The organism is Streptomyces sp. B8-7 (assembly GCF_058833805.1).
The window spans coordinates 1,766,977-1,792,223 of sequence record NZ_JBYRRL010000001.1 but is presented as its reverse complement, the minus strand read 5'-3'; the positions used below and the strand labels follow the sequence as shown (position 1 = coordinate 1,792,223).

21 protein-coding genes are annotated in these 25,247 nt (G+C 72.7%); 10 read left to right on the top strand and 11 right to left on the bottom strand.

The genetic code is table 11. From position 1 onward, the window contains the following. Positions 1 to 29 precede the first annotated feature (29 nt). Genes tgmC through AC5K6T_RS07485 form a run of 3 tightly spaced genes read right to left on the bottom strand, consistent with a single transcriptional unit; the run spans position 30 to position 2,470 of the window. Positions 30 to 1,223 (bottom strand): ATP-grasp peptide maturase system methyltransferase, encoded by a 1,194-nt coding sequence (tgmC, locus tag AC5K6T_RS07495; protein ID WP_493206720.1) that lies wholly within the window; start codon positions 1,221 to 1,223, stop codon positions 30 to 32. Then, the gene (tgmB, locus tag AC5K6T_RS07490; RefSeq protein ID WP_493206718.1) at positions 1,223 to 2,200 is read right to left on the bottom strand and encodes an ATP-grasp ribosomal peptide maturase; all 978 of its coding nucleotides are present in this window, start codon (positions 2,198 to 2,200) and stop codon (positions 1,223 to 1,225) included. Before tgmB ends, tgmC begins: the two co-directional genes overlap by 1 nt. A gap of 3 nt (positions 2,201 to 2,203) precedes the next feature. Beyond that, positions 2,204 to 2,470 carry a putative ATP-grasp-modified RiPP gene (locus AC5K6T_RS07485; RefSeq protein WP_493206716.1) on the bottom strand — a complete coding sequence of 89 codons (267 nt, stop codon included), beginning with the start codon at positions 2,468 to 2,470 and terminating at the stop codon, positions 2,204 to 2,206. Between the two features lie 158 nt (positions 2,471 to 2,628). Between AC5K6T_RS07485 and AC5K6T_RS07480 the strand changes: the two genes are divergently transcribed. Together AC5K6T_RS07480 and AC5K6T_RS07475 are read left to right on the top strand one after the other, a co-directional pair. Further along, positions 2,629 to 3,999: an NsdA family TPR-like regulatory protein gene (locus AC5K6T_RS07480; RefSeq protein ID WP_493206714.1), complete on the top strand. Its 1,371-nt coding sequence runs from the start codon at positions 2,629 to 2,631 to the stop codon at positions 3,997 to 3,999. Between the two features lie 70 nt (positions 4,000 to 4,069). Beyond that, complete coding sequence (locus AC5K6T_RS07475) at positions 4,070 to 4,303, top strand: DUF6087 family protein (protein ID WP_493206712.1); 234 nt, start codon at positions 4,070 to 4,072, stop codon at positions 4,301 to 4,303. Positions 4,304 to 4,346: 43 nt separating this feature from the next. Here the strand turns inward: AC5K6T_RS07475 and AC5K6T_RS07470 are convergent, their stop codons facing one another. Then, entirely contained in the window at positions 4,347 to 4,655 is a 309-nt protein-coding gene (locus tag AC5K6T_RS07470) for a hypothetical protein (protein WP_493206710.1), read from the bottom strand. A 247-nt stretch (positions 4,656 to 4,902) separates the two neighbouring features. On the opposite strand from AC5K6T_RS07470, the gene AC5K6T_RS07465 reads away from it, so the two are divergent. Together AC5K6T_RS07465 and AC5K6T_RS07460 are read left to right on the top strand one after the other, a co-directional pair. After that, the gene (locus AC5K6T_RS07465; protein WP_493206708.1) at positions 4,903 to 5,994 is read left to right on the top strand and encodes a DUF5925 domain-containing protein; all 1,092 of its coding nucleotides are present in this window, start codon (positions 4,903 to 4,905) and stop codon (positions 5,992 to 5,994) included. Positions 5,995 to 6,024: 30 nt separating this feature from the next. Further along, positions 6,025 to 6,795 (top strand): DUF72 domain-containing protein, encoded by a 771-nt coding sequence (locus AC5K6T_RS07460; RefSeq protein WP_493206706.1) that lies wholly within the window; start codon positions 6,025 to 6,027, stop codon positions 6,793 to 6,795. A gap of 333 nt (positions 6,796 to 7,128) precedes the next feature. On the opposite strand, the gene AC5K6T_RS07455 is transcribed toward AC5K6T_RS07460, so the two are convergent. Then, on the bottom strand, positions 7,129 to 7,500 hold the full coding sequence (locus AC5K6T_RS07455) for a GntR family transcriptional regulator (protein ID WP_493206704.1): 372 nt from the start codon (positions 7,498 to 7,500) through the stop codon (positions 7,129 to 7,131). 73 nt (positions 7,501 to 7,573) lie between these two features. Here AC5K6T_RS07455 and AC5K6T_RS07450 point away from each other — a divergent pair, with 73 nt between their 5' ends. The 3 genes from AC5K6T_RS07450 (at position 7,574) to AC5K6T_RS07440 (ending at position 9,265) form a co-directional block, all read left to right on the top strand. Further along, positions 7,574 to 8,503, top strand: a complete 930-nt coding sequence (locus AC5K6T_RS07450) for a GNAT family N-acetyltransferase (RefSeq protein WP_493206702.1) — start codon at positions 7,574 to 7,576, stop codon at positions 8,501 to 8,503. Next, complete coding sequence (locus tag AC5K6T_RS07445; RefSeq protein ID WP_493206700.1) at positions 8,484 to 9,029, top strand: ribonuclease FAU-1 family protein; 546 nt, start codon at positions 8,484 to 8,486, stop codon at positions 9,027 to 9,029. Before AC5K6T_RS07450 ends, AC5K6T_RS07445 begins: the two co-directional genes overlap by 20 nt. Positions 9,030 to 9,127: 98 nt before the next feature. Then, entirely contained in the window at positions 9,128 to 9,265 is a 138-nt protein-coding gene (locus tag AC5K6T_RS07440) for a hypothetical protein (RefSeq protein ID WP_493206698.1), read from the top strand. Between the two features lie 421 nt (positions 9,266 to 9,686). Here the strand turns inward: AC5K6T_RS07440 and AC5K6T_RS07435 are convergent, their stop codons facing one another. Further along, positions 9,687 to 11,660 (bottom strand): carbohydrate binding domain-containing protein, encoded by a 1,974-nt coding sequence (locus AC5K6T_RS07435; protein ID WP_493206696.1) that lies wholly within the window; start codon positions 11,658 to 11,660, stop codon positions 9,687 to 9,689. Between the two features lie 1,505 nt (positions 11,661 to 13,165). Here AC5K6T_RS07435 and AC5K6T_RS07430 point away from each other — a divergent pair. After that, positions 13,166 to 14,266: a lytic polysaccharide monooxygenase auxiliary activity family 9 protein gene (locus AC5K6T_RS07430; RefSeq protein ID WP_493206694.1), complete on the top strand. Its 1,101-nt coding sequence runs from the start codon at positions 13,166 to 13,168 to the stop codon at positions 14,264 to 14,266. Positions 14,267 to 14,402: 136 nt separating this feature from the next. Here AC5K6T_RS07430 and AC5K6T_RS07425 read toward each other — a convergent pair whose 3' ends face one another. The 3 genes from AC5K6T_RS07425 to AC5K6T_RS07415 form a co-directional block, all read right to left on the bottom strand. Further along, entirely contained in the window at positions 14,403 to 15,272 is an 870-nt protein-coding gene (locus AC5K6T_RS07425) for an esterase/lipase family protein (RefSeq protein ID WP_493206692.1), read from the bottom strand. A 297-nt stretch (positions 15,273 to 15,569) separates the two neighbouring features. Continuing rightward, on the bottom strand, positions 15,570 to 16,538 hold the full coding sequence (locus AC5K6T_RS07420) for a DNA polymerase Y family protein (protein WP_493206690.1): 969 nt from the start codon (positions 16,536 to 16,538) through the stop codon (positions 15,570 to 15,572). Beyond that, positions 16,535 to 20,014, bottom strand: coding sequence for a DNA polymerase III subunit alpha (locus AC5K6T_RS07415; protein WP_493206688.1), 3,480 nt, complete (start codon positions 20,012 to 20,014; stop codon positions 16,535 to 16,537). The genes AC5K6T_RS07420 and AC5K6T_RS07415 overlap by 4 nt, the downstream gene beginning before the upstream one ends. Positions 20,015 to 20,149: 135 nt before the next feature. On the opposite strand from AC5K6T_RS07415, the gene AC5K6T_RS07410 reads away from it, so the two are divergent. Then, complete coding sequence (locus AC5K6T_RS07410; protein ID WP_493206686.1) at positions 20,150 to 21,205, top strand: DUF3533 domain-containing protein; 1,056 nt, start codon at positions 20,150 to 20,152, stop codon at positions 21,203 to 21,205. A 389-nt stretch (positions 21,206 to 21,594) separates the two neighbouring features. On the opposite strand, the gene AC5K6T_RS07405 is transcribed toward AC5K6T_RS07410, so the two are convergent. Beyond that, positions 21,595 to 22,497, bottom strand: coding sequence for a S1 family peptidase (locus tag AC5K6T_RS07405; protein WP_493206684.1), 903 nt, complete (start codon positions 22,495 to 22,497; stop codon positions 21,595 to 21,597). Positions 22,498 to 23,535: 1,038 nt separating this feature from the next. On the opposite strand from AC5K6T_RS07405, the gene AC5K6T_RS07400 reads away from it, so the two are divergent. Then, on the top strand, positions 23,536 to 23,973 hold the full coding sequence (locus tag AC5K6T_RS07400; RefSeq protein ID WP_493206682.1) for a cell division protein SepF: 438 nt from the start codon (positions 23,536 to 23,538) through the stop codon (positions 23,971 to 23,973). 37 nt (positions 23,974 to 24,010) lie between these two features. Here AC5K6T_RS07400 and AC5K6T_RS07395 read toward each other — a convergent pair whose 3' ends face one another. Continuing rightward, positions 24,011 to 25,183 carry an acyl-CoA dehydrogenase family protein gene (locus AC5K6T_RS07395; RefSeq protein ID WP_493207400.1) on the bottom strand — a complete coding sequence of 391 codons (1,173 nt, stop codon included), beginning with the start codon at positions 25,181 to 25,183 and terminating at the stop codon, positions 24,011 to 24,013. Positions 25,184 to 25,247 lie beyond the last annotated feature (64 nt).

The window sequence follows — 25,247 nt, the reverse complement described above, 5'->3', positions numbered from 1 at the left end:
GCCCGGGCGCCTGGAGCGTGCGGGCCGTCTCAGGGGCGGGGCAGCGGCAGGCCGGGCATCTGCGGGTGCCGCAGGTGCTGCCCGCCGTCGTACACGTGCAGGGTGAACGTCTCCGGCCCGGGCCGGCCCGCCTCGTCGTACGCGGACAGCACGCCCTCGACCCGCTCCCACAGCCGCACGGGGCCGCCCTCGCGCACCTCCCACCGGCCCTCGACGCGCGTGAGGGTGGCGGCGGAGCCGGTCACGACGTCGGCCAGGTGCACCACCTTGCCGACGGTCGTCATCTGCGCGTCCGGCACCGCGCTCTGGGCGAGGAACCGCAGGTGGAACGCCTCCTCGGTCGCGGCCGTGATCCGCTGCGGGCTGTGCCGGGCCGTACGGCCCTCCTCCGGGAGGCCCGCGGCCCAGTGGGCGGGGTTGCCGAACACGGGCGCCGCGTGGGTGCGCGCGGACATGAACGACACCGTGCCGGGAAGGAGTCGGCCCTCGGCGGTGCCGTCCTCGGCGACCGTGAGCAGGACGCGGGCGTAGCCGTAGAGCCATCCCGAGAGGGTGAGCAGGATCTTCCCGCCCGGCCGGGTCTGCGCGAGCAGGGCCGGGGGCACGGCACGGAAGGAGCAGGCGGCCACGATCCGGTCGAACCTGGCCTCGGGCCAGTACCCATACAGCCCGTCGGCCACCGCGAGCGTGGGCGTGTACCCGAGGCCGTACAGGGCGTCGGCGGCCTGGGCGAGGCGGTGGGGGTCGACCTCGATCGAGGTGACGTCGGCGGAGCCGAGGCGTTCGCACACGAGCGCGGTGGAGTAGCCGGTGCCGGTGCCGATCTCCAGAACCGTGTGCCCCTCTTGCACGTCCGCGTCGGCCCACATCCGCAGGACGAGCGAGGGCAGCGTGGACGACGAGGTCGGCGCCCCGCCACGCCGTACGACGGGGGCCTTCCAGTCGGGTTCGTCGCCGTCGAACTGCGTGATCAGGGTGGTGTCGGAGTACGCGGAGGCCAGCCAGCGGCCGTAGTCGCCTTCGGCGGTGACCGGCTCCCATACCGTCAGCCCGCCAGCGTCGGGTTCCTCGGCAGGCAGGTAGAAGCCGGGCACGAACCGGTGCCGGGGCACCGCCTCGACGGCCTGCCGCCAGGCCGGATCGGCAAGGACGCCGTCCTCGGCGAGGGCCTTCGCCATGGCCTCGCGCAGGCGGACGGAGTCGGTATCAAGGTCGGCGGGCATCACGGCGCCGCCTCCTTCCTGGTCAGGATGTCGGCGAACGCGGTCGTGATGGCCGGCGCGTCCGGGAGCCAGCCCCACTGTCCGTTCGGATTGCATTCGATGAAGACCCAGCTCGCCGGGTCGTCAGCGGCCCCGGTCAGGGCGAAGTCGAAGCAGCCGAAGACCAGGTCAAGACCGGCCAGGTAGCGGTGCAGCAGCACCTTGACGGGCCCCGGCACGGTGGTGGGCGTGTGCACCAGGTCGTTCCAGTCGCCGCGGCGCCAGTCCAGTGCGCCATCCGGCGCCTCGATCCGGCTGGCGAACACCTGGCGGCCGACCACGGTCACGCGGACGTCGCCGGTCTTGGGGACCTCGGCCTGGAACAGGTGCGGCATCACGGTGAGCGAGTCGTCGAAGGTCTCCGCATCGACGCGCTGGGCCCAGATCGCCCCGGCGTGCCCGTCCTCGCCGGCGGGCAGCCCGCGGAACGGCTTGTAGATGACGTGGCCGTGCTCGGCCGCGAACTTCCGGGCGTCCTCCAGGGCGTTGGTGACGAGGGTGGGCGGGATGGTGAGGCCGAGCCGGGCGGCGAGGTGGAGCTGGGCGGGCTTGAACTCGGCCCGCATCACCGCCAGCGGGTGGTTGACGTACCGGGCGCCGGTGAGGGTGTGCAGGATGCCGCCGAGCCCGTGGCGGGCCTCGGCGATACAGAAGTCCCGCTGCTGGGCGGGCAGATGCCCGTACCGGGCGGCCCAGGGGGTGGGGCGGCGGTAGTACACCGCCGCCACCTCCCCCAGCTCCACCTCCCGGCTGCCGGTGACCAGCCGCCCGCCCCAGGCCGGTGCCCCGGCGCCGATGCGGGCCCCGAAGGACAGGCCGGCGCCGAGGTCGGCCGGGTCGGCGCGGACGACCGGCGTCTCACGCTCGTTCAGCGCGGAGATCACCAGGTCCGCGGTGACGTCCTCCAGCGCGGTGAGGACCAGGACGGTGGAGGCCATTGGTCAGTCCGAGCTGTAGTCGGGGGTGGAGTCGTCCGCGGTCTGCGGCTGCGGGTTGCTCCCGTCCCCGCCGCCGGACATGGACGTCGTCGGGCTGGTCTGGTTCGTTCCGTGCTTGCCCATCTCCACCGCCTGGCCGGCGGTGTCGGTGTAGTGGGCGGTCTGCGTGGACGGATCCAGCGTCACCGCCGCGTACGACGGCGGACCGATCGGCAGCCGGTCGGTGACCAGCCGCATCGCCCACGGAGCCTGGGGTGCCAGCGTCTGCATGCGCAGTCCCTTCCCCTTGTACGTTCCGGGCAGCCGGGCGGCTGCCGCCCGAGCAGAATCCCTGCCCACCCAGGGCCCGCACCAGTACCGTAGGGGTCGCGAATCGTGGCGGAGATGCCACGCTCCGTATACGTCAGAACGGGGAGGGCGAGGCGTCGATGGCCAGCAGATCCGGCAACCCGCACCTGGCGCTGTGGATCGCGGCGTCCGGCCTGTCCCACGGCGAGATCGCCCGGCGGATCGCCGTGGCGGGCAAAGCCCGAGGCCACCGGCAGATCGCGCCGGACGCCACCCGCATCCGGCGCTGGATCGACGGCGAGCGGCCCCGCCCGCCGGTGCCCGCCCTGCTCGCGGACGTCCTGGCGGAAGCGGCCGGGCAGCCCCTCGCGCCCGGTGATCTCGGCCTGACCGCCGCCGGTCCGGTGCTGGATAGCATCCAGCTCCCGCTGCTGACCGAGGCAGCCGCCCAGACCCTGGCCGGATGGACGCAGATGGACCTGTTCATGAATCGCCGCGACACCCTCAAGCTCGCCATTGGCGCCCCGCTGATCCTCGCCGCCGAACGGATGCTCGGCGGCACCGCCCACGCGCTGAACAGCAACACGAAGGGGTTCGACTCGGACACCGTCACCGCCCTGGAGGAGGTGACCGCCTTCTTCGCCAAGGCCGACGCCTCCAAGGGCGGCGGGCTGTACCGTTCCGCGATCGTCGCCCAGCTCGCCGAGGCCGCCCGCCGCATCCAGGACGGGGTGCCGGCCAGCCTGCGGACCCGGGTGTTCTCGGCGACCGCCGACCTCGCGGCGCTCGCCGGGTGGGTCAGCCACGACTCCGGCCGGTACGGGACGGCCCAGCGGTACTGGTCCTACGGCGTCTACGCGGCTGGGGAGGCCGGACAGCGCGACCGCGGGGTGGAGATCGTCACCCGCATGTCGCACCAGATGATCTACCTCGGCCGCCCGGACGACGCCCTCGGTCTCCTCGGCGTGGCCGCCGCGAAGGCGACCCTGCCCGCGGCAAGGGCGCTGGTCGCTTCGCAGACCGGCCGGGTCCACGCCGCCCTCGGCGACGAGCGAGCGGCGGAACGGCACCTCGGCCAGGCGGACGAGCTCCTGGCCGACGGGCTCGGCGACGAGGTACCCGAGTGGGTCGCGTACTTCGACGCCGCCGAACACGCCGGCGCCCGCGCGGTCTCCGCCCGCGACCTCACCAGGCTCGATCGCGGCCGCCGTGCGGCGAGCATCCACTTCACCGACGCCCTCAGGCTCAGGAACCCCGGATTCGAGCGGGTGAAGGTCATGGACCGCATCGGGCTGGCCGCCGCCCTGCTCGACGAGGGCGAGGCGGAGCGGGGCGCCGCCGCGGCCCACCAGGCGCTCGACGACGCGGCCCGCGTCGACTCCACGCTCGTCGCCTCCCGCCTCAACACCCTGCTGGACGCCGCCCGCCCGTACGGGACCGCCGTGGCCGAGGACGTACGGACGCGGGCAAGGGAACTCGCCGCCGCCCGGCCGACCACGATCGCGGCCTGAGACCATCGAGCGCATGGGCAAGCACCGCCGACCCGGCCCCCCGAACCAGCCGTCACGCGCCGTCCCACGCGTGAGCGCCGACGACCCGCTCGCCGCGTACGACAAGCGGCGCCGCCCGCCGCTGGACGTCCACCGCCGTCACCGACCCGTCCACGGCGGCGCCGGACACCTGCGGCCCGACGAGCCACGTGTCTTGGAAGAGTGGACCGGGTTCGCGTACGAGGTGGCCGGCACCGCCCCTGACCTGGCGGCGGCCCGGGCGTGGGTGAACGCACTCCAGACCGGGGACGGCTCGGCCACGTGATCACCCTGTGCAGCACGCCCGGACGTGCCGGGGCAGAACAGGACTAATCGTGGCCGACCAGGGCGGTGATGAGCTTGCGGGTTCTGGCCTTGGTCAGCCGCTTCGCGGCCGTCGCGCAACGTTGCCGGGGAGCGCGCGGGGCGATGTCGCTGCCCTTGATCACCTTGGCGAACTCGGCGTCGAACCGCTCCTTGCCGACCTTCTCCGCGAGCCTGGTCGGGTACTTCACCTGCGCCTCGGTGGCCGGCTCGGTCTTCGCCTTCTCGGCGCGCTCGCGCCGCGGGGCGTAGATCTTCTCGTTCTCTGCCTTGCGGGCCGCTTCCGACTCCGGGCTGCGGCAGGTGATGTGCACGCGTTGTCACCGCGTCCACCGCTCGTCAACGGCACCTGGCCCATGCCCTCGCCAGGGCTTCAAGATCATCCCGTGGCGGCTTTTGGACTCACCTTGGCTGGACCCCGTGACCGCCGGGCACCGCACGCTGACGGGGGACACCCCCACGCGCGGTCCCGCCGCGCCGTCCGGCCGGATCCGCGGTGCCGGCGGACCGGTCCCGGGGAAACCGGGTGCACACCGGGCATCCGTGGCGGATCATGGCGGCATGTCAGCTCAGCCGCAGGACGCCCTGCCGATCCGGCTCGCCGTGGACGACTCCGACTCCCCCTCCGACGTGGTCGACGCGCTGTTCCTCGGCCGCTTCGCGACGGGCGAGCAGCCGTACGCACACGCCGCGAACATCGAACGGGTGCGGTCCGGAGCGACCCTGCTGCCCGCAGGGGCCCGGGTGCTGCGGATGGCACGTGACGACGACCGCAGCGCGACCCTCGCCGAGGGCGACGGCTGGACCCTGCTGGTGTCCCGCTGGAGCCGGGGCGCGGACGTCACGGTGACGGCGACCACCGCCGAACTCGCCGCGGACGTGCTGGACCGGGCCACGGACGGCGCCGCCGACGAGCCCGAACCCCAGCCGGAGAACGTGACGATGGGCTTCTGGTACGTCTCCCCGCGGCGGGGCCCGCACCGCACCACGCGGCAGATCTCGGCGGGCACCTGGGAAGAGGTGCGGCCCAACTACACGGCGCCGGTGGCGGACGCGATGGACCGCCTGATGAAGACCACACCGCAGGACATCGCAGGCCGGCTGCTCCTGCTGCACGGGCCGCCGGGCACCGGCAAGACGTCCGCGCTGCGCACGCTGGCCCGGTCCTGGCGGGACTGGTGCCAGGTGGACTGCGTCCTGGACCCGGAGCGGCTGTTCGGCGACGTCGGCTATCTGATGGACATCGCGATCGGCGAGGACGACGCCGCGGGCGGCCGCTGGCGGCTGCTGCTGCTGGAGGACTGCGACGAGCTGATCCGCGGGGAGGCCCGGCACATGGCCGGCCAGGCCCTGTCGCGGCTGCTGAACCTCACCGACGGCCTGCTCGGGCAGGGCCGGAACGTGCTGGTGGGCGTCACCACCAACGAGGACCTGGAGCGTCTGCACCCCGCCGTGGTGCGGCCCGGCCGCTGCCTGGCCCGGATCGAGGTGGACCGGCTGTCCCGCGCGGAGGCGGTGCGCTGGCTGGGCACCGACGAGGGCGTGGGCCGCGACGGCGCGACGCTGGCCGAGCTGTACGCACTGCGGCGGGGCACCTCCCCCACCGCGCTGCCGGAGCCGCGGACCGGCGCGGACGCGGGACTGTACCTGTGAGGTGCCGGCGGTGAGTGCTTTGATGGAGGGGTGACCCTGTATGTCGGCACGTCGGGCTGGCAGTACAAGGACTGGCGCGGCGTCCTGTACCCGGCCGGGGTGCCGGTGCGGCGGTGGCTGGAGGAGTACGCCGCCCGGTTCGCGACGGTCGAGGTCAACAACGCGTTCTACCGGCTGCCGACCCGGGAGAACTTCGCGGCGTGGCGGGACCGGCTGCCGGCGGACTTCGTGGTCGCCGTGAAGGCCAGCCGCTACCTCAGCCACGTCAAGCGGCTGAAGGACCCGGGGGAACCGGTCCACCGGCTCCTGGACCACGCCGCGGGCCTCGGCGACCGGCTGGGCCCGGTGCTCCTCCAGCTCCCGCCGACCCTGCGCGCGGACAGCGGCCTGCTGGACGCCTGCCTGGCCTGCTTCCCGGCACGGGTCCGCGTCGCGGTCGAGCCCCGCCACGACTCCTGGTGGACGCCCGGGGTGCGCGCGGTCCTCCAGCGGCACCGGGCGGCCCTGTGCTGGTCCGACGTGCGGGCCCGGCCGGCGGCACCGCTGTGGCGGACCGCGGACTGGGGGTACGTCCGCTTCCACGAGGGCCGCGCCCGGCCGTGGCCCCGCTACGGCCGGCAGTCCCTGCGGACATGGGCCGACCGGATCGCCCGCGCCTGGGACGACGGCGAGGACGTGTACGCGTACTTCAACAACGACCCGCACGGGGCGGCGGTGGCCGACGCACACGCGTTCGCACGCGCGGCGGAGCACGCCCACCTCGCCCCGACCCGCACCCCTGGGGAGGTCGCGCGGGCCTGAGCGGGGCCGGACGAGGCCGTCCCCGGCCGGGCGGCGCCCCTGAGAGGCGCGGGGAACCCCGCGACCGGCCACGACGGCGCCGCGGTCGACGGGCGTCGCACGGCGGCACCCACGGCGGAGCTCAAGCGGCCTCACCCGCCGGCCGGGACGCGCCCGGGGCCGCCGGTCCTCCAGACCCTGGCCGGGTGGCCGGGACCGGGCCGCTCAGCGGCACGGTCCGAGGCACGCGGGACGAGGCACGCGGGACGAGGAAGGCGGGACGAGAAGGCGGGACGAGAAGGCGGGACGAGGCACGCGGGGCCGCGGGCGCCGAGGAGGCGGGACGGGAGGCGGCTACGCCTCGTAGGCGGCTCGCAGGGCGTCCCGCACCGCGGCCAGGGCCTCCTCCCGGGAGGCGCCGAGCCGCCGCGCCCGCTCGGCGAACGCCCTTGCCTCGGAAGCCAGTTCACGCGCGACGGCCGAGCCGGCGGCCGCCACGAACGTGCCGTTGCGGCCCCGTGTCTCGATCACCCCGTCGCGCTCCAGCACCCGGTAGGCCTTGGCCACCGTGTTCGCCGCGAGCCCCAGCGACTCGGCCAGCCCCCGGACCGTCGGCAGCCGGTGGCCCACCGGAAGCACCCCGGACCGCGCCTGTTCGGAGACCTGCGCCCGTACCTGCTCGTACGGCGGTGCCCCGCCGTCCTCGATGTGGATCGTCAACGTCACAGGGCGATTGTCCCGCACCGGCGGAGGAAAATGAGCGGCGCGAAGGCGCGCCGCGACCGTAGCGTGCGGCCCCATGACCGTCATCGTGCGTGAGGTCCGCCCGGAGGTCCGGGCCGATCTCCAGGGCTTCGCCGCCGTCCGGCACGCCGCCCTCCCGTTCCACCTCGTCACCGCGGACTCGCTCGCCCACGAGCTGGCCCGGCTGCCGGCCGAGGCCCGCTGCCGGCCGCTCCTCGCCGAGCAGGACGGCGAGATCATCGGAACCGCGCAGACCGGACTGCTGCACCACAGCCCGCAGCCCGGTCAGGGGTACCTCAACGTGTACGTGCACCCGGACCGCACCGGCCGCGGCGCGGGATCGCTGCTGGTGCGCACGGCACAGGAGCGGCTCGCCACGGACGGCGCGAGACGGCTGCTGTCCTGGGTACTGGACGAGCCCGGCAACCGCGCGTTCGCCGAACGGCACGGCTATCGGGCCGGCCGGACGGCGCACTTCCTGCGGCTGGACCTGGCACACACCCCGCTGCCGCCGCTGCGCGAGGCACCGCCCGGAGTGGAGCTGCGGACGGCCGCCGACTTCGCGGCCGACCCCCGGCCGCTGTTCGCGCTGGACGCGGAGACGAGCGCGGACGAGCCGGGCGACACGGCCACCGCGCCGACCGACTACGAGGCCTGGCTCCGGGAGACCTGGCGGCACCCGCTGAACGACCCGGACCTGACCGTCGTCGCGCTCGTCGACGGCCGCCCGGCCGCGTTCACCGCGGCCCGTACCGACGGCGCCGGCCGCTATGCCAGCGGGATGACCGGCACCGCCCGCGCGCACCGCGGCCGCGGTCTGGGCAAGCTGGTCAAGAACCACTCCCTGCACCGCGCCCGCGCGGCCGGCTGCACGGAGGCGTTCACCGGCAACGACGCCGGAAACCTGCCGATGCTGACGATCAACACCTGGTTCGGCTACCAGGTGTGCGCGACGGAGGTGCGCCATGTCCGCGAACTCGGCTGACGGCGGCCGCGAGGTGACCGTGGTGCTGCGCAAGGCGGGCCGTACGAAGATCCGCTACCCGGCGGTGCTGCTGTCCGACGACGGCACGCACCTGGCGGTGCGCGCCCGCTGGGCCGGGGAGACCGTCCGCGACTTCGGCTTCGTACGCTTCGAGCCGGGTGACGTGTTCACCGAGCACTACTGGCGGGACCGCTGGTACTCCGTCAAGGAGGTACGTGACGCTCGAGGCGTCCTCAAGGGCTGGTACTGCGACATCACCCGCCCCGCCGTCCTCTCCGGCGGCGAACTGACCGCCGAGGACCTCGACCTGGACCTGTGGCGCTCCGCCGACGGCACGGACGTACGGCGGCTGGACGAGGACGAGTTCGAGGCGAGTGGCCTGGCCGGGAGGGATCCGGCGGCGGCCGCCGCGGCCGTGGCGGCGCTCGACGACCTGCACGGGCGGGCCCGCGCGGGCACCTTCGACGCCCTGCTGGACCCCGGCCCGCGACCCGGTGTCACCGGACCGGCACCCTCCGGTGCGTGACGGGCGTCACAGACAGGGCGGTCGTGATGAGGAACGCTCCCCGAAAGGGTCTACCTCCGTGCGGACACGGAATGCGGTAGGCACTGAAGGAGGCAGCCATGCGCCGAGTCACAGTGCGAAAGCCCCTGAAGCGGACGGAGGCCCGCCGGACCCGCGAGGAGACCGAGGAGCGCCCCGCGGAGCGCCCGGAGGTCAGAAGAGACATCGCACGGACCTGGTGGCCCGAGGGCCCCTGAGCCGCACCCGGCGCCCCGGCACCCGCATCACGGGTTCCGGGGCGCCGGCCGTTCCGCGCGCCTCTCCGGTCCGCGTCACCGCCCGCGGGGAGCCGGCCGGGCGCCGTCTCAGCACAGCCTGAGCCCTCCCTTAAAGGCGCGGTGGCCATCCCTTGGCTCCCGCGGACCGCCAGCGCCCCGCAGACCGCCTCCACGGACCCTCGCCATCGGCGCGCTCCGCCCGTCGGGACGGGACGACATCGCCGAGAGTCTGTGCCGTCAGGCACGGACCATGAACCGACCACCGGCGCCCCTCGGGCCCATGTGATCATTCCCGGCCGATCACGAGAAACGACAGAGGTCTGGTGTCGCCACTCCTACCAGAAGCCCCCTCACCCTGCGGATATGTACGCGTCCGAGGCAAGGCGGTGAGAGCGCGAGGTCAGCCGACGCTGACTGCGTCGACAGCTGTGATTCCGTTGCCGGGGTAGACCTGGACGCGGATTCCGTTGGGGTGACGCTGGGTGGCATCGATGGTGGCCTGCAGGGGAACCCAGCCGTGGCCGTCGACGCTGTATGTCACCGAACGCGCCTCGACGGATGCGCCGCCACCACCTCGCAGGAATACCTGCGCACTGCCGTTGGCCGTGGAGGTGTATGCCTTCACCCATAGAGTGACCGTGAAGCGCTCTCCCTCTTCGACGGCTCCGGGAATGTCCTTGTAGATGGAGCCACCGCTACCACCGTCATTGGCCGTGAGAAAGCGACCTCCGTCGCGGGGAAGACCATATGAGCTGGTGCGATTGGTGACGTTGCCGCCGTCCTTGATGCTCCAGGTCTCCCCGTTCTCCATGGAGCCGGCCCGAAGGAGTGAGCGAGTGACGCTCACTGTGTCGATTGCCACAACTGGCGACCCGTTGGCTGGATAGAACTGCACGCGGATTCCGTTGGGGTGAGCCTGGTTGGCGTCAACAGTGGCTTGGACGAGCATCCAGTCGTCCCCGGCGCTGTATTGCACCGGGCGCGACTCGATGGTTGCACCGCTGCCGCCACGCAGGAAGATCTGGGCCGTGCCCGCTGCGGTGGTGCCGGGATTGTAGGATCGGAGCCACGCACTGACGGTGAAGCGCTCCCCTTGTTCGACATCAACGGCGATGTCCTTGTAGATGGAACCGCTGGTGCCGCCGGAATTGATGGTCTGGAAACGGTTGCCGTCGTACGGGGAGCCGTCCGACAATGAACGATTGGTGGCATTACCGCCGTTCATGGTGTTCCAGGTCTCTCCGTTTTCCATGGAACCCGCCTGGAGGAGTGAGCGAGTGACGCTCACCGTGTCCAATCGCGTGATCCCGCTGCCCGGGTAAACTTGGACGCGGATGCCGTTGTGGTGGCTCTCGTTGGCGTCGACGGTAGCCTGGACAAGATTCCAGCCGTAACCGGTGGCGTATTTCACCGATCGTGACTCGACGGTTGCACCGTCACCGCCACGCAGGAAGATTGTCACCCGGCCAGTGGCTACGGAGCCAGATCCGTTCGAATGCACCCATGCGCTGACCGTGAAGCGCTCTCCCTCTTCGACGGCTCCGGGAATGTCCTTGTAGATGGAGCCACCGCTACCACCGTCATTGGCCGTGAGAAAGCGACCTCCGTCGCGGGGAAGACCATATGAGCTGGTGCGATTGGTGACGTTGCCGCCGTCCTTGGTGCTCCAGGTCTCCCCGTTCTCCATGGAGCCGGCCTGAAGGAGGTTCCCTGCGCCGACAGAGGGTGAAGCCGGGCAGGCTTCCTTGGCGCCGGTATTGTCCGAACCGATCCTGCCGAGGCTGTGGCCTTGGGAAACCTGAGTTCCAGGGGAACCGTAGTCGGTGTAGCAGGAGTAGTTGACCTGCTCATTGACGGCTTCGAAGTGAAGGTGATCGGTCCAGGCCCCACAAGTGGTCTCCACCTGCCCGATCACCGTGTTGTTCGAGACGGAAGTCGGCGCGTCGACGAGGTGCGCAAAGGCCAGCTGGCCAACCTCCACGCCGTTCACCTTGACGGCAAACTTGACTCCCTCGCCACAACGCGACGGCCACGTAGTTACGTTCGAGAACGTGACCGGTCCTGTTCCGTCCACGCGCAGCTTCACGTCCGTCGACGTGTTGGCAGGAGGATAGAGGTCGGTTCCCCATCCCGCCGAGTTGCTGAAGCTCCACAGTTCGTGTGCGACGGGGTGGCTGTCCCCGTTGTCGTCCCACGGTTCAGCCGGCGAGTCGTTCCCCCACGCCCACCTGCCGTCGAACGGCATGGCGACGGTGGCAGACTCGGTGTTGGTCGCTGCATGGGCGGGAGCCTGAGCCAGGGTTTCCAGGCCCATGAACACGAGCCCGAGCGCCGTAAGCAGTCGTAGCGGTATCCATCTCGCGAGATGACTCACGGGACCTCCTAAGGTCCTCGTCGTAGGGCGTTCTTTTCCATGCATGAGTGCTCGACATTTTCACGAGGAGTGCATGGAATACCACCGCGCTACGGTACAGAGCCGAAGGTGTCAGGTGCAGGACTCCTAGCGAAATGACCAGAGATGACTCTGGGGCGACAGAACGCCGGTCGATCGTGAGTGCATTTGATAAGGATGCCGACATCCCGGATCAGATGTTTCAACCATTGATCTGAAACGCTCCGACTGAAACTTGGACGACATTCCTCATGGCATGATCGTGCCCGACTCCTGCGCGCCGCACAGACGCGAGCACCTCTGCTCCGCGCCGCTTGGATCCGCAGCTGCGCCACCAGCGTGCAAGCCGCGCACGCGCGTTAGTTCGTCACCCAGAACGCAAGAAGCGCGAGAAACATACTGATGATTCCCGCGATTTCGGTGACGACCGTGAGCTTCGGTCGCCCACTCGGGGATGACGGTGGCGGTGACGTTCGACTTTCACCTCTCACAGGGCGAGGTTCCATCTCATAGTTCTCTGCAAGCAGACGACGCATTTCACGGCTCGTCAAGCGTACACACGTGTAGGGACTCCACTCCATCTCTCCACGCTCAACGCGTTCCTTCTGAACTCTCTTACGGATATTCTCTTCTCGGAGCTTGACATCCTGCATCCACCCAAAAAGAGCATAGAGAATACTCAAAAGTCCCCAAGCAGGAAGGAAGAGGGGCACCACTCGCCAAGCCTGCTGACTCTCAACCTTGTTGGGCGTCGTTTCTGCGAACCCGACAAACGCCACCGTGAGTACGATCGCAATCCATCCGAACAGGACAAACGCACACTGCCTAGAGGTGAGATTCACACACCCCCCGATCTTTTCAACATCTAACCACGCGTCTTAGAAGCGCCAGGCGCGGGCTTGAAACGATGTATCGGTACCCGTCAGGAGCGGCCCGAAACCAAGCCCCAGAAGGGCGCCGGTACGGACACCCTCGGCACCTCGAACCGTCGGCCGACCTCCGCCGGCACCGGGCACCAGCCACACACCGACGCCACCCGCTGCACCGGACGCGCCCTCGGTGCCTGCCACGCCGCGGCAGGCACGCCGCCGGGCACTGCTTCTCCCGAGGAAACCGGGACTGGCGGCGACGACGCCCCATGGCCTGGGCGGGCTGGGGTCCAGCGAACTCCCGAGCCGTCAATGGTGGTTGCCGCTCAGCCGAGCCGCTCCAGAGCCATGCCCCGGCAAGGCGGGACATCTTGGCGCGCTCGCGGCCAAACAGGGAGCCAACAAGGGCGTGCAACCGCGAACAGGCTTCGGACTGTGACGGACTATAGCGCCGCTCGGACGTAGATGATCCGGGGTGCCCCGCTCCCCTCCCTGAGCCCATGGTTAGTCCGGCCTTAAAGGCGTCATAAGGATCTCCGTCCGGGGCTCCGCGCGGGTGGTCCCCGGGTTCTGTGGGGCTAGCTTCTGAGCACCGCCCCCACCCGGAGGAGATCGACGATGCCCGCACGCCCGCTGAAGGCCGCCGCCACCGCGACCGCTCTCGGTCTGGCCCCGCTCGCCCTGACCGCGCTGTCCGCCGTCCCGGCGGCGGCGCACGGCTCGATGGGGGACCCGGTCAGCCGGGTCGCACAGTGCTACGCGGAGGGTCCCGAGCAGCCGCGGTCGGCGGCGTGCGCGGCGGCCGTGGCGGCGGGCGGCACCCAGGCGCTGTACGACTGGAACGGCATCCGCATCGGCGACGCGGCCGGCCGGCACCGGCAGCTGATCCCCGACGGCCGGCTGTGCAGTGCCGGCGGCGACGCGTTCAAGGGCCTGGACCTGGCCCGCACCGACTGGCCGGCCACGGGCGTGCGCAGCGGGTCGCACACCTTCGAGTACCGGGTGACGGCCCCGCACCGGGGCACCTTCACCGTGTATCTCACCAAGCCGGGCTACGACCCGGCCGAGCCGCTCGCCTGGGACGACCTCGACCTGGCCGCGCCGGTCGCGACGGCCACCGACCCGGCGGCCTCGGGCGGCTTCTACACGTTCTCCGGGGAGCTTCCGGAACGCTCCGGACGGCATGTGCTGTACGCCGTGTGGCAGCGCTCGGACAGCCCGGAGGCCTTCTACTCCTGCTCGGACGTCGACTTCGGCGGCGCCGCCTCCGGTTCCGGGACCGGGGCGGCCGCCGGCCCCGGGGCCACGCCCGCGCCGAGCGCCTCCGCGCCCTCCGAGCAGCAGATCGAGGACGGCGCCGACCGGTCGGGCGTGGAGAACCACGGCCACGGCGACGACGACGCCCGCACGTCCGCCGAGCCCACCCCCGGCCCGGGCAGCGCGGGTCACCCGCAGGGGGTCCGGTCCGGCGCGGTCGCGGGCGCCCCGGACTCCGCGGGCGAGGCGGGCTCCGGCGCGGGCACCGGGACCGGGACGGGCGAGGGGACCGGCGAGCCGCGGGCGGCCGCCGGGCGGAACCTCGCCGAGACCGGCGGCGGCGCGGGGACGGCCTACGCCGCGATGGGCGGCGCGGCCGCGCTGGCGCTGGGTTCGGCGGTGCTGTTCGCCGTGGCCCGGCGGCGCACGGCGGGCGGCGGCCGCGCCCGGACCGGCGGCTGAGCATCCGCACCGGTCCCCGGCACCCGGTGCGGCCGCCGGGCGGCCGCACCGCGGATCTCCGGGGCCTGACCGGCGGCTCAGGCCGGTCAGGCCCCGGCACGCTCGAAGTCGCCTGCAGGCTCAGCTGAACACGGACTCAGCTGAACACGGACGCGCAGGTGGTCCTGGTGGCGTGCGCCGGGTCCAGCGCGTTGGCCACCTCGTGGAAGGCGATCCGGTCGAACAGCCCGATCGCCACGTGCTCCGACAGGTCCAGCGGGCAGAGGTCCTGCAGCAGCACGTTGCGCACGTTCGGGCCCTGCAGCCAGCCACTGCTGTAGGGCGTGACCACCTCGTCGTACTTGGTGGCGATGACGGTGTAGCGGACGCCGGGGACGGTGTCGCCGCCCTGGTTGAGCTTGGTGAGGAAGGCGGAGCCGGCGATCTGGTCGGTGAGTCCCGGTGTGGCCGCGTCGAGCAGGTCCTCGGCGCCCGGGAAGTACGGCAGCAGCCTGGTCAGACCGCCGAGGGTGGTGCCGTGGTTGTCGGGGGCGAGGCCCACCAGGGCGTTCACCTCGGCGGCCCCGCCGAGGAACTTGAGGTAGTAGCGGGGCATCATGCCGCCCTGCGAGTGCCCCACGAGGTCGACCTCGGCGGCGCCGGTCGCGGCGAGCACCCGGTCGACGTAGGCGTCGAGCTGCTCGGCCGACTTGTCGATGGGCCCGAGCCCGTGGAAGAAGGGGACGCCGGGCAGCTGGCCGTAGTCGAGGGAGAAGACGCAGTAGCCCCGGTGGGTCAGGTAGGGGGCGAGACCGAGCCAGTTGTCGACGGAGTTGCCGAGCGTTCCGTGGACGAGTACGACGGGGCGGGGGTGGGCGGTGGAGGGCTTGCAGGAGAAGTCGTTCCAGCCACTGCTGGTGGTGGTGCTGCTGGTGCCCGCGTGCGCGGTGGTGGCGGGCACCATGACGGCCGCGGCGGCCAGGAGCAGGGCGGAAACGGATCTGAGTGCGCGCTTCCAGGGCAGCATCGGGTGATCTCCTTGCGGCTCAAAGGGATTGGCGACTGCCGTGCGCCCTGTGATCCGGATCACGGGATGCTGTTCACTCGTCAAGTTACGGACGAGTAGCCGAAGAGGGAAGTTACGCGTCAGTAAAAAATTTTGGCGTCGCCCGCCCTCCACCGCCCCTCCGCCCGCTTCAGGCCGTCCCGGGCCCCCCTTCGCCCGCCCCGGACGCCCCGGACCGGCCTCCGCCCGCCCCGGACCGCTTCAGGCCGCCCGGTCCGTATACGTCCCCGCGACGGCGGTGGCCCGCCGGAGGCGTCGTCATCCCGCCAGCGTTCCCGGCATCACGGCCCGGGGGCCGAACTTCGCCCTTGCGCGGTCGGCGACCTCCTCGATACGGCGGACCTTCTCGTCGAGGGGGTCGAAGGTGAGCTGCCAGGAGGCCTGTCCGGCGGGTGCGAGCCCCTCCGCCCGGAGCACCACCGCCCGCACCCGGGCCCGCTGGAGGCCGAGTGCCTCGTGCATGCCGTACGCCGCCCGGGTCAGCCGGGCCGAGTGCGCGGTCGCCTCCGGCAGCCTGCGGCTGCGGGTGGTGGCGGAGCCGTCGGCGTAGCGGACGGTGAGGCTCAGGGTGCGGCAGACCTTGTCGAGCGCGCGCAGCCGGGCGCCGAGTTCCTCGGCGGCCGAGAGCAGGGCACGACGGTGCCGACGGGGGTCCAGCTCGTCGAGGGGGAAGGGGCGTTCGGCGGCGAGGGAGGGGGCGACGGCGTGCGGGACGACCCGGCCCCGGTCGACGCCGCAGGCCTTCTCGTGCAGATCGCGGGCGTTGCGTACGCCGACCAGGCGCTGCAGCGTGGACAGGGGCGCGGCGGCGACCCGGCCGAGGGTGTCGAGGCCGTACTCGCCGAGGGTGCGGGCGGTGGACCGGCCGACGCCGGGCAGCGCGGTGACGGGCCGGCCGGCGAGGAACTCCCGTACGGCGCCGGCGGGCACCACGCGGGTCAGGCCGGGACGGGCCTCGCGCAGCGCCATGCGGGCCAGCATCGGTCCGGGCCCGGCGCCGATCAGGCAGTCGACGCCGTGCAGGGCGAGCGACCGGACCCGGATCACCGAGGCCAGCGCGACGGCGTCCCGTCCGAAGTAGCGTTCGGCGCCGCCCAGGTCGGCCAGTGCCCCGTCCGGCGGCAGGGCCTGGACGACCGGGGTGAACTCCTCCAGCAGGCCGAGCAGGTCCGGCAGGGCCGCCTCGCGTGCCGGCGGCAGCTGGAAACGTACGCAGAGGATGGTCATCCCGCACTCCCCGGGCTCTGGTGCCACAGCTTCCTGGCCGTCGCGGGCCCCTGTGAGGGGTCCTGGCCCGCGGGCCGCAGGTCGGCCCACGGGTGCATCTCGTATCCGGTGGGCAGCCGGATGCGCCGCCCGCCGTCCGGGCCCGGTCCGTCCGGCTCGGGCGCGGGTTCCGCCAGCCGGGCCGCGACCTCGTCGAGGCCTCCGGCGGCGCGCAGTCCGGTCAGTTCGGCGAGGTCCCAGGCGGCGGAGCCGACCACGCTGAGGCTGCGCGGACCGCGCCGCTGGACCACTCCGCGCACCAGCAGCAGCCAGGAGTGGAAGACGGTGTGGGCGCAGGCGTCGTGGGAGTCGTCGAAGAAGGCGAGGTCGACCAGGCCGGTACCGTCGTCGAGGGTGGTGAAGATGACCCGCTTGCCGGACCGGATCGGCGGGGTCTGGGTGGCCGCCTTGGCGCCCGCGACGAGGACCGTGTCCCCGTGCCGGGCCTCGCGGAGTCGGCGGGCGGAGACCACGCCCAGCTCGTCGAGGAAGGCGCGGTGGTCGTCCATGAGGTTGCGGGAGACGTCCATGGAGAGCACGCCCAGCTCCGCGCTGAGCCGCTCGGTGTCGGAGAGGTCGGGCAGTCCGGCGGGCGCGGTCCGCCGTCCGCCGGCCAGGGGGAGCTGGCCGCCGCCTCCGCTGCGGGCGCCCCGGTGCAGTTCGGTCAGGTGCAGTTGCAGATCGCGCCGGTTGGCGCCGAAGGCGTCGAGTGCGCCGACCTGGGCGAGCCGGCCGGCCACCGGGCGGCTGGGCCGCGCCCGCTCCCAGAAGTCGAGCAGGGAGGCGTACGGCTGCCCGTCGGCGATCCGCGCGGCCTCGGCCTCGCTGATGCCGTGCACGTCGGAGAGGGCGAGGCGCAGTCCCCACACCCCGGACTCGGACACCAGTTCGATACGGTGGGCGACCCCGGACGCGTTCACGTCCAGCGGCAGCACCGGCACCCCCCGCCGCCGCGCGTCCGCCAGCAGCAGACGCTTGGGGTACATGCCGGGGTCGTGGGTGAGCAGTCCGGCGTAGAAGGCGGCCGGGTGATGGGCCTTCAGCCAGGCCGACTGGTAGGTGGGCACCGCGAAGGCGACGGCGTGCGCCTTGCAGAAGCCGTAGGAGCCGAAGGCCTCGATGATCTCCCAGGTCCGCTGAATCGTTTCTGCGTCATAGCCGCGAGCCGCCGCGTGCTGGGCGAACCACACCTTGATCCGCCCCTGCGACTCCGGGTCGGACAGCCCGCGCCGCACCCGGTCCGCCTCACCCCGCCCGCAGCCGGTCATGATCGCCACGATGTCGATGATCTGCTCGTGGAAGACCACGACCCCGTACGTGTCCCGCAGCGGCTCCGCCAGGACCGGGTGCGGACAGCGCACCGGCGCCCGCCCGTGCCGCGCCGCGATGAACGGCCGCACCATGTCGGCGGCGACCGGCCCCGGCCGGAACAGGGAGATGTCGACCACGAGGTCGTGGAAGCCGGCCGGCTGGAGCCGCCCCACCAGGTCCCGCTGGCCGGGCGACTCGATCTGGAAGCAGCCCAGCGTCTCGGTGGACCGGATGAGCCGGTACGTCGCCGGATCGCCCGGCGGCACGGCGTCCAGGTCGACCCGCTCCCCCGTGGCCCGCTCCACCTCGGCGACCGCGTGCGCCATCGCCGACTGCATCCGCACCCCCAGCACGTCCAGTTTGAGCAGCCCGAGGTCCTCCACGTCGTCCTTGTCGAACTGGGACATGGGGAAGCCCTCGCCGCTGGTCGGCATCACCGGCGTACGGGTGAGCAGCGAGGCGTCGGACAGCAGCACCCCGCACGGGTGCATGGCGATCCCGCGCGGCAGCGCGTCGAGGGCCTCGACCAGCTCCCACAGCCTCCCGTACCGCTCCCGCTCCCCCGCGAGCGCCCTGAGTTCGGGCAGCTCCGCCAGGGCCGCGCGGGCGTCGCGGGCACGGATGTGCGGGAAGGACTTGGCGATCCGGTCGGTCTCGGCGGGATCCATGGACAGCGCCGCGCCGACGTCCCGGACGGCGTGGCGGACCCGGTAGGTCTCCGGCATCGCGACGGTGGCGACCCGCTCGGCCCCGAACCGGGCGATGATCGCCCGGTAGACCTCCAGCCGGCGCGCGGACTCCACGTCGATGTCGATGTCGGGCAGCACGATCCGCTCCTTGGACAGGAACCGCTCCATGAGCAGCCCGTGCTCGACCGGGTCGGCGTGCACGATGCCGAGGAGGTGGTTGACCAGGGACCCCGCGCCGGAGCCGCGCGCGGCCACCCGGATGCCCATCTCCCGTACGTCGTCCACCACCTGGGCGACCGTCAGGAAGTAGGAGGCGAAGCCGTGGTGGGCGATGATCTCCAGTTCGTGGTGCATCCGCTCCCAGTAGTCGCGCCGGCCGTAGCCGCGCCGCACCATGCCCGCCACCGCCCGGGAGGCGAGCGCCCGCTGGGCGGTCCGGCGGCCCGCGCCGACCAGGTGCGGCTCGGGGAAGTGGACGCTGCCCATGCCGAGGTGGTCCTCGGGGTCGACCAGGCACGCGGCGGCCGTGGCCCGGGTCTGCTCCAGCAGGCGGTGCGCGGTGTCCCGGCGGAAGCCCGCGGCCTCCACGATCCGCTCGGCCGCACGCAGCATGGCCCCGCCGTCCTTCAGCCAGGCCTCGCCGGAGTCCAGCTCCTTGGCCGGGTCGATCGGGACCAGCCGGCGGGCGGCGTCCAGCACGTCGGCGACCGGGCCCTGGCCGGGGTCGGCGTAGCGCACGGCGTTGCTGAGCACGGGCCGGACGCCCTGCTCGGCGGCGAGGCCCACGGTGCGGGCGGCCAGCCGCAGGGAGCCGGGGCCGGCGCCCTCGCGGCCGTGCCAGACGGCCTCCAGGCGCAGGGCGTCGCCGTACACCTCGCGCCAGGGGGCGAGCAGCGCGGCCGCACGGTCCGGGCGGCCCGCGGCGAGGGCCCGGCCGACGTCGGAGCCGGGTCCGAGCAGCACGGTCAGGCCGTCGGCGTGGTTGTCGGGCCAGGGCAGCAGGGGCGTGTCCGGGGCGGTGTGGGCCGCGGTGACCAGCCGGCACAGGTCGGCCCAGCCGCGCGCGCCGTCCCGGGCGAGGAAGGTGGCGCGCGGCGCCGACTCGTCGACGAAGGCGCCGCCGCGCACGGGGGTGCGCCGCCGCTCCCAGGTCCGTGCCCCGGCCCGGCCGGGGGCGCCCGCCGCGCCCCGTACGGATTCCCCGGGCGGGGCCGTGCCGGGGAGGGCCACCGCCAGGTCCGCCCCGAACAGCGGGCGGACGCCGGCCTTGGCGCAGGCCTTGGCGAAGCGGACCGTACCGGCCAGGGTGTCGCGGTCGGTGAGGGCGAGGGCGTCCATGTCCCGCTCCGCGGCACGCTCGGCCAGCCGCTCCGGATGCGAGGCGCCGTAGCGCAGGGAGAACCCGGAGGCGGTGCGCAGATGCGTGAATCCCGGCATCCACACCTCCTGCTTTCGAACACTCGTTCCCAACCTGCTCACCCCCACCATAGACCAAATCCCGAACACGTGTACGACAGCCGTTCGGGCGCCTCCCACCTGCGCAAACACCCCCGGCCCCGGACCGTTAGGGACATGACACAGAGCCCTCTCTCCGGGGTGAAGGACGCCGTCACCGGGCGGGCCACCCTGCTGGTGATCGGCGTGGTCGCCCTCCAGCTGCTGTTCATCGCCTCCTACGTGGGTGCCCTGCACGCACCCGAGCCCGAGGACGTGCCGTTCGGGGTGGTCGCGCCGCCGGCCGCGGCGGAGCAGGCGGTGACCCGGCTGGAGAGGCTGCCGGGCTCTCCGCTGGACCCGCGCGCGGTGGCCGACGCGGCCGAGGCCCGGCAGCAGATCCGGGACCGGGACATCGACGGCGCCCTCCTGGTGGACCCCGCCGGCACCACCGACACCCTGCTGGTCGCCTCCGGCGGCGGCACCGTCCTCGCCACCGCGCTGGAGAACCTCACCACCGCCCTGGAGAAGACCCAGGGCCGCACCGTCCGCACGGTCGACGTCGCACCGGCCTCCGACCAGGACTTCGACAGCCTGTCGTCCTTCTACCTGGTCGTCGGCTGGTGCGTCGGCGGCTACCTGTGCGCCTCCGCGCTCGCCGTCAGCGCCGGGGCCCGGCCCGCCGACCCGGCCCGCGCGGCGATCCGGCTCGGCGTCATGGCGCTGGCCTCGATCGTCGGCGGTCTCGGTGGCGCGGTCGTGGTCGGGCCCGTACTGGGCGCCCTGCCGGGCGGCGTGGTGGCCCTGTGGTGGCTCGGCGCGCTGGTCGTCTTCGCCGTCGGGGCGGCCACCCTCGCCCTCCAGGAGGTCTTCGGCATCGCCGGCATCGGCCTGGCGATCCTGCTGGTGGTGGTCGCGGGCAACCCCAGCGCGGGCGGCGCCCTCCCCCCGCCGATGCTGCCGCCGTTCTGGAAGGCGATCGGCCCGTTCCTGCCACCGGGCGCGGGCACCTGGTCGGCCCGCTCGATCGCCTACTTCGACGGCAGTGACATGACCGGCGCACTGTGGGTGCTGGGCGTCTGGGCGCTCGCCGGGATCGCGATCGCGATGCCGGCGGCCGTCCTGCGGCAACGGCGGACGACGGCCCGTGCGGCGCCGCCGGCAGAGCCCGGCGACGGCACCGGGCCGGCGTGACACGGCAGCCCACCGGGCGTCCACAGGACATGCGCACCGAGAACACCCCGCGCGCGAAGCGGCGCCGGAGGCCGGGACCCGGTCCTGGCCGGATAGACCGGGACCCGGTCCTGGCCGGATCCCGGCGCACCGGCAGCCCGGGGCGGCTGCCGGGGGCCGTTGCGGGGGGGGGCCGGCGGTTCCGCCGGGAAGGCGAGGAGGCGTTCGCCGGCCCCGGGAAGGCCGCCGGGACCTCGAAGCGGTCATCGGTCCGTACGCCTCGGCGCCGTACAAACCGATGACCGCTCCCCCGCCCGGCCGGGCAGCGGTGGGTCCCCGCACGGCGCGCGCCGTGCGGGGACCCGCCGGGAACCGATGGTGCCTCAGATGCCGCGCACGGCTCAGCAGACTCAGTAGACGCTGACGCCGTACGCCGCCAGGGCCTCGGTGACCGGCTGGAAGAAGGTCGTGCCGCCCCAGCTGCAGTTGCCGCTGCCGCCGGAGGTCAGGCCGTAGGCGATGCCGCTGGTGGAGTACAGCGGGCCGCCGGAGTCGCCGGGCTCGGCGCAGACCGTGGTCTGGATCAGGCCGTAGACGATGTCGCCGCCGCCGTAGTTGACCGTCGCGTTGAGCGCGGTGACCCGGCCGCTGTGGGTGCCGGTGGTGGAGCCGCGGCGGTAGACCGTGGTGCCCACGCTCGGCGTGCCGGCGCTGGTGATGTCGACGCTGCCGACGGTTCCGGGGTGACTGACCCCGGAGTTCGTGTAGCGCACGATGCCGTAGTCGTTGACCGGGAAGCTGGACCCGGCCGTACTGCCCAGCACAGTGCTGTGGGAGGAGTTGGACCACCAGGTGCCCGCGCCGTCGGTGCAGTGGCCCGCGGTCAGGAAGTAGTACGTGCTGCCGCTGCGGACGTTGAAGCCGAGGGAGCAGCGCCAGTTGCTCGCGTAGATGGCGTCACCGCCGGATATCAGTTTGCTGAACCGGCCGGGGGTGCGCTTGACGGTGAGCGCGCCCGCGTTGGCGCCGGCCTGCTTCCTGATCTTCGCCAGTTCGGCCTGGGAGACCGTGCTGTCGGCGGTGACCAGGACCCGGCCGGACTTGCCGTCGACGGCCCAGGCGGTGCCCGGGACGTCGGCCTTGAGCACCGAGTCGGCGGCGCTCCTGAGCTGCGCGGAGCTGAAGGTGGTGGCGCCGGATGCGCTCGCGTGGGGGATCGCGATCGCGGCCGCGGCCACGAGACCGGAGGTGACGGCGGTCAGCCGGGTCAGTCTCGAGACGCCGCTGCGGGGAGTGGTGCGCTTGATCCTCACTTTTCGTTCCTCCACAAAGGAAGTCGGGGGCCCGCGTGGGGTCGGGGCCCGTGAGGCGCAGTCGGGGGCAGCCGTCTCCGGATCCCGGATCATGCCGTGTCCCTGACAAGCGCTGCGGTGAGTATTCGGCCGTCCGGCCGCCCCACGCAAGAGCTCCTTTCGGCCGTGCGGTTTTCAACTGTCTGACAATCCACGCGTGTCCATCAGGCATGTCGGGCACCGGGCAGCGGCGGGGCGGTCGCCCCCGCGGGAGGTGGCCGGCGGACTCCGGGCGGGCACCGCAGCAGACGGTGCCGGCGGACCCGCCCGCCGCACGGGGGAGCGCACGCAGCGGTCCGGGAGCGGCAGGAAGCAGGGCGGCGGGCGGACGGCGCGGGGCGCGGGGCGCGGGAGGACACGAGGGCGCCACGAGAACGCAACGCCCCCGGTACGGAGCGGACGGAGGACTGAACAGAGGGCTGAACCGCCGTCAGCAGGGCACACAGCAAGGTGACATGACGGGGGATGGCGGAGATCACGGCGGAGATCACGGCGGGACTGCGGTCCGGGGTCCGGGTCCGGGGTCCGGGGTCCGGACGAAGCGTCCCCGGTCCGGGCGCGGGAGCACCGCCCGGCCGCGCCGACGGGCCGCGGACGGGCACCCCGACCGCCCGCCGGGAGGAGAGGGCACATGGGCCCGAACGGCCCCCGCGGGGTGACTGCCGCGCACCGCAGGACCTCTGACGCCGCGTCGGAGGCGCCCGGCGAGCCGGCCGTACCGGCGGAGGGGCCTGCCGCGAGGCACCCGCCGGAACCGCCTCGGTTCACCCGTACGCACCGTCGTTCACCCGCGTGCCGTGAAGAATCGTATTTCACTCACAGTCAGCAGCCATACGCGTCAGGACCCTTGGGGGAACAGGGCTCTCGACGGATCGGCTGTGCACCAGTACCGTCACAAACCCCCCGCGCGGCGTCTATCCACTTGGCGCACCGTCCGCATCATGGATGACCATAGGGATGCGGAAAGCAGAGAACAGACCGCTGTGAGAGGAGGCGTCCATGGGATCGGTGCGCAAGGCGAGTGCGTGGCTCGGCCTCGTCGACGACAACGATGACGAGCGCTACTACGACGACGACACCTACGAGGGGAACGACTCCGCAGACGCCTGGGTCACGGACCCCCGGGTGAAGGTGGCCACGGACACGGCCGAGGAGCGGGGCCGCCGGATCGGCACGGTCACCCCGGACAGCTTCCGGGACGCCCGCGCCATCGGCGAACTCTTCCGGGAGGGGGTCCCGGTCATCATGAATCTCACGGCCATGGAGGCGGCCGACGCCAAGCGCGTCGTCGACTTCGCGGCCGGACTGATCTTCGGGCTGCGCGGCTCGATCGACCGGGTCTCCAACCGGGTGTTCCTGCTGACGCCCGCCGACACCGAGATCATCAGCGGGGAACCGGCGGCGCACCGCACCGACGGCTTCTTCAACCAGAGCTGAGGCAGGGCCGGCACCCGGCCCTGCCCCGCTCGGGGGTTCACCGGAAGGCGTCGAGGCCGGTGAGCGCCTTGCCCAGCACGAGCTGGTGCATCTCGACGGTGCCCTCGTAGGTGAGAACCGACTCCAGGTTGGTCGCGTGCCGCATCACGGGGTACTCCAGTGAGATCCCGTTGGCCCCCAGGATCGTCCGGGCCGTACGGCAGATCTCGATCGCCTCCCGTACGTTGTTGAGCTTGCCGAAGCTGACCTGCTCCGGCCGCAGCCGGCCGGCGTCCATGCGCCGCCCCAGATGGTGGGCGAGCAGAATCCCCTTGTGCAGTTCGACCGCCATGTCGGCGAGCTTGGCCTGGGTGAGCTGGAAGCCGCCGATCGGGCGCCCGAACTGCTCACGCGTCCTGGCGTACTCGACGGCCGTCTCGAAACAGGACCGCGCCGCGCCCATCGCCCCCCAGACGATGCCGTAGCGGGCGTGCGACAGACAGCTGAGCGGCCCGCGCAGCCCGGTGACCCCCGGCAGTACGGCGCCGGCCGGCAGGCGTACGTCGTCCAGTACCAGTTCGCTCGTGACGGAGGCGCGCAGCGACCACTTGTGGCGGATCTCGGGCGCGGAGAACCCGGGGCTGTCCGCCGGCACGGCAAAGCCGCGGATGCCGTCCTCCGTCTGCGCCCACACCACCGCCACCCCGGCCACGGAGCCGTTGGTGATCCACATCTTGCGCCCGTTGAGCACCCAGTCGGAGCCGTCCCGCTTGGCGTACGTGCGCATCGAGGCGGGGTCGGAGCCGGCGTCGGGCTCGGTGAGGCCGAAGCATCCGATGACCTCGCCGGCGGCCATCCGGGGCAGCCAGGTCTCCTTCTGCTCCTCGCTGCCGAACCGGTGCAGGGCGTACATCGCGAGCGAGCCCTGGACGGAGACCAGCGAGCGGACACCGGAGTCGGCGGCCTCCAGCTCCAGGCAGGCGAGCCCGTACTGCACGGCCGTGGCGCCGGCACAGCCGTAGCCCTGGAGCGGCATGCCGAGCGCTCCGATGCCGCCCAGTTCGCGGGCCAGCTCCCTGATCTCGGGCAGCTCCCCGTTCTCGTACCACTCGGCCACCCGCGGCAGCACCCGGTCGGCGGCCCACCGGCGCACGGTGTCCCGTACGGCCAGGTCCTCGGCGTCCAGCAGATCATCGATCCCCAGCGGATCGGCGGGGTCAAAGGCAGGCAACTTCGCGGACACGGCTCACCTTCCGGCACGGAAAACTAGCACTGCTAGTGGACTGCTCCCAGAC